Genomic DNA, 11,388 nt, shown 5'->3' with positions numbered 1-11,388 from the left:
CCAGGGCTTGCATTGTCCGACATCCCCAGCGCGCGACCATTGACGATCACCGCCTCACGCTGAAGCGCATCCTTGATCTGCTTCCCCGATGCCGCCAGGCCCGCATCGGTCAAAAGCTGCGTCAAAGTCTCCGGCAATCCGGCATAATCCAGCACACTGGATGGCAAGCCATCCAACATCAACTGCTCAAGATCAGGCTCAGAGAGACCCGCAGGCTCACCGCTGAAGAGACTCTCGGTGATACGCCGGGCTGCTGCCAGGCCGTCCTCTCCGTGAACCAGTCGCGTGACCTCTTCCGCCAGAATCCGCTGGGCATCAGGACGCCCGCTGCGCTCAGCGTCTGCGCGCTCGATGCCTGCGATCTCCGAAACGGATAAAAACGTGAAGTAGCGAAGGAATCGATAGGCGTCATCGTCCGCGACCGATAACCAGAACTGATAAAAGCTGTAGGGCGATGTGCGGGCCGGATCCAACCAGATTGTGCCCGACTCCGTCTTTCCAAACTTACTGCCGTCGGACTTGGTGACCAGGGGCATGGTCAAGCCGAAGACCTGTCCGCCATGGAGGCGCCGCGCTAAATCAATGCCACCCGTAATATTCCCCCACTGATCGGAGCCTCCGAGCTGCAGCCCACAGTCATAGCGCTTGTAAAGCTCAGCAAAGTCATAGGACTGAAGAATCATGTAGGTGAACTCGGTGAAGCTGATACCGCTACCCTCCCGCTCAATGCGCTGCTTCACCGACTCCTTCTGGATCATGGAATTGATCGAGAAGTGCTTACCGATGTCCCGCAAAAACGTCAGGACATCCAGATCTCGGGTCCACTCGAGGTTATTCACGACCACAGCACTGTGGGCTCCGGCATCAAAGTCGATAAAACGCGACACCTGCTGAGCGAGTTTCTCGACCCAGCTTTCCACGATATCGGGAGTATTTAGCTGGCGCTCCTGAGCCTTAAAGCTGGGGTCCCCAATCAGGCCTGTGGCACCGCCGACCAGAGCAATGGGCCGATGCCCCGCCAACTGGAAGCGCCGCAGCATTAATAGAGGCACCAGTGAACCGATATGCAAGCTGTCGGCCGTAGGGTCGAAGCCGCAATACAAAGAGCGCGAGCCGCCGTCGAGCCACTGAGGCAATTTATCTTCGCCGGCTATCTGAAATATCAGTTCCCGCTGCTGGAGTTCTGTAAGCAGTGCACTAGTCATGGCCATCACTTTTACTGCGGAGCCGCCCCTCGGCAGGCTCTCTGGGTTCATTCGGATTGAAAGGCAGGCGACCTTACCGCACAAAACGGTGAACGCAAGAGGTGAAATCCGTCACTATCTCTGAAACGTACCTTTTTTATATACTCCGAACCCAGTAATTGGACCAGCGACATGTTCAACCACAAAAAGGCACCCCGCGGAGCGACTCCCATCGCTGACCGCCAAGGCATTTCTCACCACCACATTCTTGCGGTGGCGGGTTTGTCTGTGCTCGTTGCGCTAGCTGCGATCATCACCCCGTCGGGTGATGTGAACGCCACACGAAGTGTCGCAGAAATCCAATTCCCGGAAGACGCAGCATCGATACCCGAGCTGGAAGTCGCGCCAATTATGGAAGCCGCTGAAGCGGTCGCGGCAGTCGACAAACTAACCGAAGAGCCTAAACCCAACGCTTCTCAGCCCTGGGAAGAGTTCATCGTGCGCAGTGGAGACAATCTATCGCTTCTGTTTAAGCGAGCCGGCTTTGGCACCGCCGATGTTTATCAAATTGTGCACACAGCGCCTCAAGGTCGCGATCTTGAACGTATTTATCCAGGACAAAGCCTGGCCTTTCTTCGCGATGATTCAGGCGGCCTTTCGGCTGTGCGCCACACCATCGACGGCCTCCAATCGGTGGTATATCGACGTATGGATGGTGGATTTTCTTCTGAGCGGTCCGTGCGGGAGCCCGAGCAGCGCCTGAACTGGGCTACCGTTGAAATCGAGTCGTCGCTGTTTCTGGCGGGCAAAGAGGCAGGACTGTCGAGTAACCTCATTATGGAAGCCGCTATCATTCTCAGCGGCGTCATCGACTTTGTCATGGATCCGCGCACAGGCGACACCATGGAAATCCTCTATGAGGAGCTCTATCTGGACGGCGAGAAATACCAGGACGGCAAAGTCGTTGCGGCTTCCTATACCAACCGCGGCGAACGCTTTGATGCCTACCGCTATATCGATAGCAAGGGTATGACCAGCTACTACAATGAAGACGGTGTCAGCATGCGCAAGGCGTTCTTAATGGCGCCCGTCGATTTCACCCGAATAAGTTCCGGGTTCAACCCCCGGCGCCGCCACCCTATCTACAAGACCGTACGTCCCCATAACGGTACAGACTATGCTGCGCCACGGGGAACGCCAGTATTCTCCGCCGGCGATGGTCGTGTCATGGAGGCCGGATACAGCCGCGCGAACGGCAACTATGTCTTTATTCAGCACGGCGACCGCTACATTACCAAGTACCTCCACTTGAACAAGCGCAAGGTGAAGAGCGGGCAACGGGTCGTACAAAGCCAGGTCATTGGCACCGTGGGCTCCACCGGCGCTGCGACAGGGCCCCACCTACACTACGAGTTTCTCGTAGGCGGCGTGCACCGCAACCCGCGCACCATTCATAAGAGCCTTCCCAAGGCCAAGTCGCTTCCCAAAGAAGAGATGCCGCGGTTTAGCCTAGCTATCGCTGATGCGGCAACGCGCCTCGCGCAACTGCGAGAAGAGCGACGCCTAGCAACGGTCAGTACAGACGACAATATCGGCGCGCCCTGAACCTTATGGCGTCTGATGGCCTGTATATTGGGCTGATGTCTGGCACCAGCATGGACGGCATTGATGCCGTCCTGGTAGAGATCTCCAGCGGACAAACCCGGCTCAAAGAAACACACAGCCAAGCCTATGATCCAGCCCTGCGCAGGCAGCTTTCGGCACTTGCTACGGGCAAAAAAGACAATGTTGATCAACTCGCTAGGTTCGATCGTGCCGTAGGGTTGGAGTTCGCTCGGGTGACTAACGCCCTGGTACAGAAGAGCGACGTAAGACTCGCGGATATCAAAGCGGTCGGCAGCCACGGTCAAACCGTCAGACATAAACCCCACGGTCCCTCAGCGGAGCGCTACTCCCTACAGATTGGTGACCCTGCCAGCATTGCAGAGCTGACCGGCATTACTACGGTTGCCGACTTTCGGCGTCGTGATGTTGCGGCCGGTGGCCAGGGCGCTCCCCTGGTACCTCTCTTTCACGCCGCGCAATTTGCGCAAGAAGGCCAGTGTCGAGCCATCGTGAATATTGGCGGCATTTCCAATGCCACGTTGCTCGACGGAACGATCGTCGCCGCCGGATTTGACTGCGGACCGGGCAACACATTGCTCGATGCCTGGATCCGCCGCCACCGCAAGGAAGACTACGATGCCGATGGCGCATGGTCGGCGGAGCATGAGGCAGACCCGGCGCTACTTCAGAGACTCATGGAAGACCCCTATTTCGCACAGAGCGGACCACGCAGCACCGGCCCAGAGCTGTTTAATCTGGAGTGGCTCGACGGGCAACTCAAGGATGACGCAGAACCCGGTGCTGTTCAGGCCACACTGGCAGAACTCACCGCTTGCGCAATCGTCGATAGCGTTGAGCGCTGTGAACAGTTGCCCGAGGCCGTCTTTGTGTGCGGCGGGGGTGCACGCAACATCGACCTCATGCGACGACTGCACACGCGACTGAGCGCCATAAACATACGACTGGGTACCAGCGATGAACTGGGACTGGCCTCGGAGTGGGTTGAGGCCTGTGCTTTTGCATGGTTGGCGAGTCGCACCCTGTCCGGCCTGCCGGGCAACGCCGAAGTCGTTACCGGTGCTGCGGGACCAAGAGTGCTAGGAGCGATTTATCCCGCCTAGACGGAGAAAGAAGCTCCACAGCCACAGGTGGTAGTGGCGTTGGGGTTGTTGACGATAAACCGCGAACCTTCGAGGCCCTCGCTGTAGTCAACTTCAGAGCCGGTCAGGTAGGGAAAGCTCATGGGATCCACGAGGACCGTCACGCCATCTCTTTCTATAGTCGTATCGTCTTCCGCCGCGTCTTCATCAAACGAGAAGCCGTACTGAAAGCCCGAACAACCACCACCCGTGATAAAGACGCGCAGCTTCAGCGAGGTATTTTCTTCTTCGCTTACCAGCTCGCGCACCTTGTTAACCGCACGGTCAGACAAGGTAATGGCGTTTGGATCAAAGGATTCTGCGACAGTCATGCTATTCCGGTGAGTAGGTGCCTACCCTGCGGGGCCAGACCGCGACCATAGCGGTAATGCCAAACAGGCGGCCAATAAAACCAAGTATCAAGCTCAAGTATAGCGAGAGCTACCTACAATCGCCATCGCTAGATGGCCCCTCAGGGCAATAGCCCGGGCTGAGCGATACCCAGTGTCTCGCTCTGATCAAACATCAGATTCATGCACTGAATCGCCTGACCCGCAGCTCCTTTTACCAGGTTATCTTCCACCGCGGTCACAACAACGGTGTCGCGACCCTGGGGCACGGTGAGCGCTAACTGGCAGCTGTTGGCACCGCGTACGCTCCGCGTTTGCGGGTACTGCCCCTGGGGAAGCACATCCACAAACGGTTCATGCTGATAGAAATCTTCGACTACCTGTTGCAGATCAGCGGCGCGACCAGCCTCGCTTAAAGAGGCGTACAGGGTTGCGTGGATACCGCGAATCATTGGGGCGAGATGCGGAACAAAAGTGAGCGACACCTCAGCTCCCGTCATGTCGGACAGGCCCTGCTCTATCTCGGGCAGATGTCGATGACCAGTCACTCCATAGGCCTTGAAGCTATCACTGACCTCACTGAGCAAATTATCAATTTTGGCCTGCCGTCCTGCACCGCTAACGCCCGAAACCGCGTTGGCGATGAGTGACTGAGAGTCAACAAGCCCCTCTAGCAAAAGCGGCATAAATCCAAGCTGTACGGCAGTGGGATAGCAGCCGGGACAGGCCAGAAGCCTTGCGCTGCGAATCGCTTCACGATTTCTCTCGGGGAGGCCATAAACCGCTTCGCGCAGTAAGTCGGGACAGGCGTGCGTCTCGCCATACCAACGCTCCCAGATAGCGGAGTCACGGATACGAAAATCAGCTGACAGATCAATGACGCGCGCGCCCGCCGCCAAAAGTTGGGGAACGCTACGCATGGCCACGTTGTGCGGGGTGGCAAAAAACACTGCATCACATGCCGCTAAAGCTTTCTCATCGGGATCGCTGAAACTCAGCTCGCAATGTCCCCGCAAACTGGGGAACAAATCATCCACCCGCCGTCCGGACTCTGCGCGGGAGGTGATCAATACAATATCCACTCCCGGGTGCCCGACCAGCAGGCGCAATAGCTCCACGCCTGTGTAGCCTGTACCACCCACTATTCCGACTTTGATCATGCTGTCTTCCTCTCGCAGAGGCGCTGGAGTATATCGCCAAAGCGCCCCATAGAATTGCTACCATGCCTTCTTTTCAGCTGGAATATCCGCTTGCCGTTCAGCTTTGGTTCCTATCGCCGCGCATTAACGCGCTATGACTCAGTCCCGGCTTACGCGCTGCTGGGCATCATCGCCGGCATTTCGTCTGGCGCGGCGGTCATTGCTTTCGAACACGGTATAGATCAACTCGCCCTCCTGTGGGGCGTAGACAACCGCGGAGATGCTTACGAAGTCCTTGGCAACCTGCATCGTTTTTTACTGCCAGCACTTGGCGGACTGGCATTAGGTATCGTGTTTTCCCTGCTGCGCCCCGAAGACCGGGAGGTGGGCATCGTGCACGTCATCAGCCGCCTGCACAGTAGTTACGGCATGCTCCCCTGGCGGAACGCCGTTGTGCAATTTTTCGCAGGTATTGTCGCGCTGGCTACGGGTCAGTCCGGCGGGCGAGAAGGCCCTGGCGTACATCTGGGGAGCGCGATCAACAGCGTTATCGGCCAGCGCCTCGCCCTACCGAACAACAGTCTGCGTATTCTTATCGCCTGCGGATCGGCCGGAGGTATTGCCGCAGCATTCAATACGCCTTTGGCCGGGGTGATATTTGCGATGGAGGTCATCATTGCCGAGTACACGGTGGCGGGCTTTATGCCGGTCATGCTATCGGCCGTCGCTGCCTCGGCACTGAGCCACCGGTTTGGCGGTGGATCGGCAATCTTTGACATGTCCAGCGTGCAGCTCACGACACTTTGGGAGATTCCTTACATCGCACTGCTGGGTTTTCTCAGTGGTTGTGCCGCTGCGATGCTGATTCGCGTAAGTACTTTGAGCGCGAGCTACAGCCACTGGCCCGTTGTTGTTCGATTTACCCTCGCTGGCGTAGCGACCGGCGCTTTGGGCATCACCGTTCCCGAAACCCTGGGTATTGGTTACGACACTCTGGGTAGCGTCATGTATGGGCAGATCGCCCTTGGGGCTCTGTTGCTCATTGCGGGCGCAAAGATTTTTGCCACGGGTATCACCGTGGGTTTTGGCATGCCCGTGGGGCTCATCGGACCCACGCTGCTCATAGGCGCTTGCCTGGGCGGTTTTTTTGGCCAGTTAGGTCTCGAAATCTACCCGACTGTCGCTTTTGACCCCACGCTGTACGTCACGATCGGTATGGCAGCAGCTATGGGTGCGACATTTGGAGCGCCTCTTGCCGCCTGTCTTGCGGTCATTGAACTGACCCAAAGCACCAGCGTGGCAATGCCGGCGATGCTGGCCATCATCGTGGCTAATCTGACAAATCAAAGTGTTTTCCGGCAGCGTTCCGCCCACCGCAGTGTCCTGAGTCAACTCCGGCGTCGGCTGCCTGATGATCCTCTTAACCAACTGCTGCATCGTACAGACGTGAATGCCGTCATTGATGGCAGCGTGGTGGTAATCGCCGAACAGGTGAAGCCTGCAGTCTCGGCAACCCTCGCTCTCCAAGTACCCAATTGGTGTCTTGTAAGTCGAGAGGGCGAAGACCTCTTCCTGGTCAACGGCAAGGAGCTCATGGCCTGGCTGGAAGAGTCGGGGCGGGACCCGGAGGACACGGCAATTCGCAACGTCACCGAATCATCCCTGCGACGGTGGACCATAACTGTGGTTCCAGAGCAGGCCACGCTCAGGCAAGTGCTGGATATCCTAAAAGCACGCACCGTCGAAGCAGTCTGTGTGTACACTCGCGGAAGCACGGGCGAAAAAAGCCTCCGCGGGATCGTGACACGGGATCGCATCGAGCGCTTTACCCTCGACCACCTCAATACCTAGGACTCACAGCATGCTCTGGCTGCGCGCATTACACATTATCTTCGTCGTTTGCTGGTTCGCCGGACTGTTCTATTTGCCACGCCTGTTCGTCAACTACGCCGCTTCGGAACATCCCGAGACCCGTGCTCACTTAGCCATGATGTCCCGAAAGCTCTATCGCTTCGTGACGCCTTTTATGGTGCTGACCATCGTCTTTGGTCTGAGTTTGATAAGTCTCAACGTGGACTACTATCTCAGTGCCACCTGGCTGTGGCTCAAATTGGCCGGCGTTGCGTTTTTGGTGGTGTATCACTTTCAGTGCGGGCATTACGTAAAGCGCATAAACGCCAATCAGGACGACCACAGCCACGTGTTCTATCGCTTCTTTAATGAAGTCCCCGTGCTGTTTTTGTTCGCTATTGTATTTCTGGTAGTCCTCAAACCATTCTGACAACATTGGGGCAACAACCGCTCTTGCTCAGCGAAAGCGTCATAATTCGATTCCACTTTGACTTTACAAACCATAAGGAACGGCAGAACCCATGAGCCGATCAAGCGAACTTTTTGAACGCGCGAGCCGACACATCCCCGGTGGCGTTAACTCTCCCGTGCGAGCATTCAAGGCCGTTGGCGGCACTCCCGTATTTATCGATAGTGCTGACGGCGCCTACATCTTTGATGTCGACGGCAAACGCTACACGGATTACGTACTGTCCTGGGGCCCCATGATCATGGGACACAACCACCCTGAGGTTCGCGAGGCTGTGGTTCGACAATCCGAGAAAGGCCTCAGCTTCGGTGCTCCCACAGAGTTGGAAATTGAGCTCGCAGACACCATCTGCGACATCATGCCGAATATGGATTTGGTGCGAATGGTCAACTCCGGCACCGAGGCCACCATGAGCGCCATACGTTTGGCCCGGGGCTACACCGGCCGCGACATCATCGTAAAATTTGAAGGCTGTTATCACGGACATTCCGATTCGCTGCTGATAAAAGCAGGCTCTGGCGCCCTCACACTAGGCGTGCCGAGCTCCCCGGGAGTGCCCGCGGCCCTCGCGGATTACACCATGACCCTGACTTACAACGATGTGGAAGGTCTGCGCCAGGCCTTTGCCGAACACGGCGACCGCATCGCTTGTCTCATCGTCGAGCCCGTGACCGGCAACATGAACTGCGTTCTCCCTACCCCGGAGTTTCTCAGCGCCATGCGCGAAGTGTGCACCGCCAGCGGCGCGGTGCTCATTCTCGATGAAGTCATGACCGGTTTCCGCTTTGGTACCCATGGCGCTCAAGGGCACCTTGGGGTGGAAGCCGACCTCACTTGCCTGGGCAAAATCGTGGGTGGCGGCATGCCCGTGGGCGCCTTTGGCGGCAAACGCGAGATCATGGAGCAGATAGCGCCTCTGGGCCCGGTCTATCAGGCGGGCACGCTGTCGGGGAACCCCATCGCCATGGCTGCAGGGCTTGCCACCATGCGCATCATTTCTCAGCCGGGCTTCTACGAGCCGATGTTCGCGCGTACCCAGGCACTCTGCGACGGTATGCAGCAGGCGGCCGACAAAGCGGGCGTGCCCTTTACGACCAACCATGCAGGCACCATGTTTGGCGGCTTCTTTACCGACGCAGACAGCGTGTCCAACTATGCCGATGTTATGGCCTGCGATACCGAGAGTTTTGCACGCTTTTTCCACCACATGCTTGAGCTGGGCGTGTATCTCGCTCCCGCGTCCTACGAGGCGGGCTTTATGTCTGCAGCGCATACTGACTCGGACATAGAACAGACCGTTGCGGCCGCGGCTACCGCGTTTGCGGCTCTTTAAGGCTTAAGGGAGACTGCCATGGCTTTTGAATCTACCCGCGGCGCATTTCCAGGCACACGCATGCGCCGGCTTCGCGCCAGCGATTTTGCCCGGCGCCTGGTTCGCGAGAACGCCCTCTCGCCCAACGATCTCATCTATCCGGTGTTTGTGCTGGAGGGCGAGAATCAGCGGGAAGCCGTGCCGTCCATGCCCGGTGTCGAGCGGCTAAGTATTGATCTGCTGCTGGAACTTGCAGCTGAGATGGTGAGTCTGGGAATTCCGGCTATCGCTCTTTTCCCCGTGGTTCCCACAGAAAAGAAGAGTCTCCTCGCGGAGGAAGCATTCAACACCGACGGTCTTGCGCAGCGCGCGGTCCGGGCCTTAAAGCAGGCACAGCCAGAATTGGGTGTCATTACAGACGTCGCGCTGGACCCCTTCACCACCCATGGCCAGGACGGCATCATCGATGAGGAAGGCTATGTCCTGAATGATCGAACAACGGAAGTGCTTGTTCAGCAAGCCGCCAGCCACGCAGACGCCGGCGCCGATGTTGTGGCGCCCTCAGACATGATGGATGGCCGTATCGGTGCCATCCGCGCTGTTCTCGAGGATGCGGGACATGTGAACACGCTCATCATGTCCTATGCCGCAAAGTACGCATCCAGCTACTACGGTCCTTTTCGTGATGCGGTGGGCTCAGCGGGCAACATTAAAGGCGGCAACAAGTTCAGCTATCAGATGGATCCGGCGAATAGCGATGAGGCTCTGCACGAATGCGCCTTAGATCTGGGCGAAGGCGCCGATATGATTATGGTTAAACCCGGCATGCCGTATCTGGATATTGTTCGTCGGGTCAGTGAAGAACTGAAAGCACCGACCTTTGCCTATCAGGTGAGCGGTGAGTATGCGATGCACATGGCGGCTTTCGAAAATGGCTGGCTGTCGCGCGAGGCGGTGATGCTCGAATCCCTCGTCTCCTTTAAGCGTGCCGGATGCGCCGGCATTCTGACCTACTTCGCACTGGATGCTGCCCGCGCACTCCAGTAGAGATCCCGGCGCTCTGCGCAAAGTGCAAGGCGTCCTTGCACTGCTACTGCTGTGCTTGTCTCCCGCACTGCGCGCAGAGTGTGGCTGCCTTTGGCAGGGATCCTTTAGTGAGGTCCAGCAGTCCGCCGATTTGGTAGTCGCAGCAACGGTGGCGCACATCAAAGGCAACGCAGTAGACATCGCGGTCGAGGAAGACCTCCGTGGCCGGTCCTATTTAGACAGCATCCGCGTCTGGATGGAGACCCAGGACTACTGCCGCCCTCCCGCCGAGGACTTCCCCGTAGGCTCGCGCTGGGTTTTCGCACTCAAGCGCATCACCGAGCTTCCCGAGGATGGTTTTAACCCTTCGACGCCTAACCAGAGTTTTGGACGCGTGGATGATTACTACTTATCGAGCTGCGGAGGTTACTGGTTGAGCTACAGCGGTGAGGCCGTCACGGGAAATCTCGTAAATGCGCCCCGATGGGCTCGGGATCCGGACATGACCCCCGTACTTATGGATTTGCTCCGCGCCTTTTTGCGCAACGAAGCCAGCAGTAACGCATTGCTCCAGGCGAGCCGCGAAGACCCGGCGCTCATGGATTTAATGCTCGACACAAAAGCGTTCCTGCGCGGTGATGAGGGCAGCTAATGGGGAGGAGAAAGAGTTTGATATTCGAAGCGCTATAGACCGGGACTTTTAGAAGCGGCGCCAGCGCCGCCGCTCCGGCGACTTCCCCGCTACGACATCCATCAGCTCATCCAGCATTCTCAGTGACAAGCCCCAAATACGGCGCTCTTCATAAAAGTAACAGGGCATGCGCAAACCTATGCCGTTGCGCTCCCAAACCATCTCTTCCCGATTATCCGTGTCCAAAAGAAACTCCAAAGGCACCCAAACCACCTCCGCAACTTCATAGTTTGGGTGAAAGTTAACGCTGCGTTCCAGATGAAACACATAGGGCGAGATCACCAACCCCCGAAAGCGTTTGTTTACCGCATTCAACTCGGATAGCTTGCCGATACACGGCTCCTGCGTTCCCAGATGGAGTCCTATCTCTTCTTCGGTTTCGCGCTTGGCCGTTTCCAGATCGTTTTCGTCATCGGGTTCCATGCGCCCACCCGGGAACGCCATTTGCCCCGACCAGGGATCTCCTTCCCGCTCCGCTCGGCGAATCATCAACACGCCCAGCTCTCCATCACGAAGCTGCAGTATCAGCGCGACGGCAGCCCGCTTCATCATGCCTTTGAACCACTTGCGGGCAGGACGGTGACTCGCCAAACCGTCTTCGGCCAGGTGTAACAAAGAGATG

The 11,388-nt window shown here is 57.5% G+C and carries 11 protein-coding genes; 7 read left to right on the top strand and 4 right to left on the bottom strand.

Annotated elements, in window-relative coordinates; genetic code table 11:
* Positions 1–1,214 (bottom strand): tyrosine--tRNA ligase (tyrS, locus tag ACTG39_RS11380; protein WP_439107685.1); only part of this gene is annotated, 1,214 nt, incomplete at its 3' end.
* Positions 1,215–1,376: 162 nt separating this feature from the next.
* On the opposite strand from tyrS, the gene ACTG39_RS11375 reads away from it, so the two are divergent.
* Positions 1,377–2,789, top strand: a complete 1,413-nt coding sequence (locus ACTG39_RS11375) for a peptidoglycan DD-metalloendopeptidase family protein (protein ID WP_439107684.1) — start codon at positions 1,377–1,379, stop codon at positions 2,787–2,789.
* 5 nt (positions 2,790–2,794) lie between these two features.
* Positions 2,795–3,910: an anhydro-N-acetylmuramic acid kinase gene (locus ACTG39_RS11370; RefSeq protein WP_439107683.1), complete on the top strand. Its 1,116-nt coding sequence runs from the start codon at positions 2,795–2,797 to the stop codon at positions 3,908–3,910.
* On the opposite strand, the gene erpA is transcribed toward ACTG39_RS11370, so the two are convergent.
* Together erpA and argC are read right to left on the bottom strand one after the other, a co-directional pair.
* Positions 3,907–4,260, bottom strand: coding sequence for an iron-sulfur cluster insertion protein ErpA (gene erpA / locus ACTG39_RS11365; protein ID WP_439107682.1), 354 nt, complete (start codon positions 4,258–4,260; stop codon positions 3,907–3,909). The genes ACTG39_RS11370 and erpA overlap by 4 nt on opposite strands.
* A 140-nt stretch (positions 4,261–4,400) precedes the next feature.
* Entirely contained in the window at positions 4,401–5,438 is a 1,038-nt protein-coding gene (argC, locus tag ACTG39_RS11360; protein WP_439107681.1) for an N-acetyl-gamma-glutamyl-phosphate reductase, read from the bottom strand.
* 90 nt (positions 5,439–5,528) lie between these two features.
* Here argC and ACTG39_RS11355 point away from each other — a divergent pair, with 90 nt between their 5' ends.
* The 5 genes from ACTG39_RS11355 (at position 5,529) to ACTG39_RS11335 (ending at position 10,727) form a co-directional block, all read left to right on the top strand.
* On the top strand, positions 5,529–7,268 hold the full coding sequence (locus tag ACTG39_RS11355) for a chloride channel protein (protein WP_439107680.1): 1,740 nt from the start codon (positions 5,529–5,531) through the stop codon (positions 7,266–7,268).
* Between the two features lie 10 nt (positions 7,269–7,278).
* Complete coding sequence (locus tag ACTG39_RS11350; RefSeq protein WP_439107679.1) at positions 7,279–7,698, top strand: CopD family protein; 420 nt, start codon at positions 7,279–7,281, stop codon at positions 7,696–7,698.
* Between the two features lie 91 nt (positions 7,699–7,789).
* The gene (gene hemL / locus ACTG39_RS11345) at positions 7,790–9,070 is read left to right on the top strand and encodes a glutamate-1-semialdehyde 2,1-aminomutase (protein WP_439107678.1); all 1,281 of its coding nucleotides are present in this window, start codon (positions 7,790–7,792) and stop codon (positions 9,068–9,070) included.
* 18 nt (positions 9,071–9,088) lie between these two features.
* The gene (gene hemB / locus ACTG39_RS11340) at positions 9,089–10,096 is read left to right on the top strand and encodes a porphobilinogen synthase (protein WP_439107677.1); all 1,008 of its coding nucleotides are present in this window, start codon (positions 9,089–9,091) and stop codon (positions 10,094–10,096) included.
* A complete protein-coding gene (locus ACTG39_RS11335) occupies positions 10,074–10,727 on the top strand; it encodes a delta-aminolevulinic acid dehydratase (protein WP_439107676.1) in 654 nt (217 codons plus the stop codon). Before hemB ends, ACTG39_RS11335 begins: the two co-directional genes overlap by 23 nt.
* Before the next feature lie 48 nt (positions 10,728–10,775).
* Here ACTG39_RS11335 and ACTG39_RS11330 read toward each other — a convergent pair.
* Positions 10,776–11,388: NUDIX hydrolase (locus tag ACTG39_RS11330; protein ID WP_439107675.1), on the bottom strand; the 613-nt coding region annotated here is incomplete at its 5' end.

It is taken from the genome of Congregibacter sp. (genome assembly GCF_965662665.1).
GTDB lineage: Bacteria > Pseudomonadota > Gammaproteobacteria > Pseudomonadales > Halieaceae > Congregibacter.
This window is presented reverse-complemented; position numbering and strand designations above follow the sequence as displayed.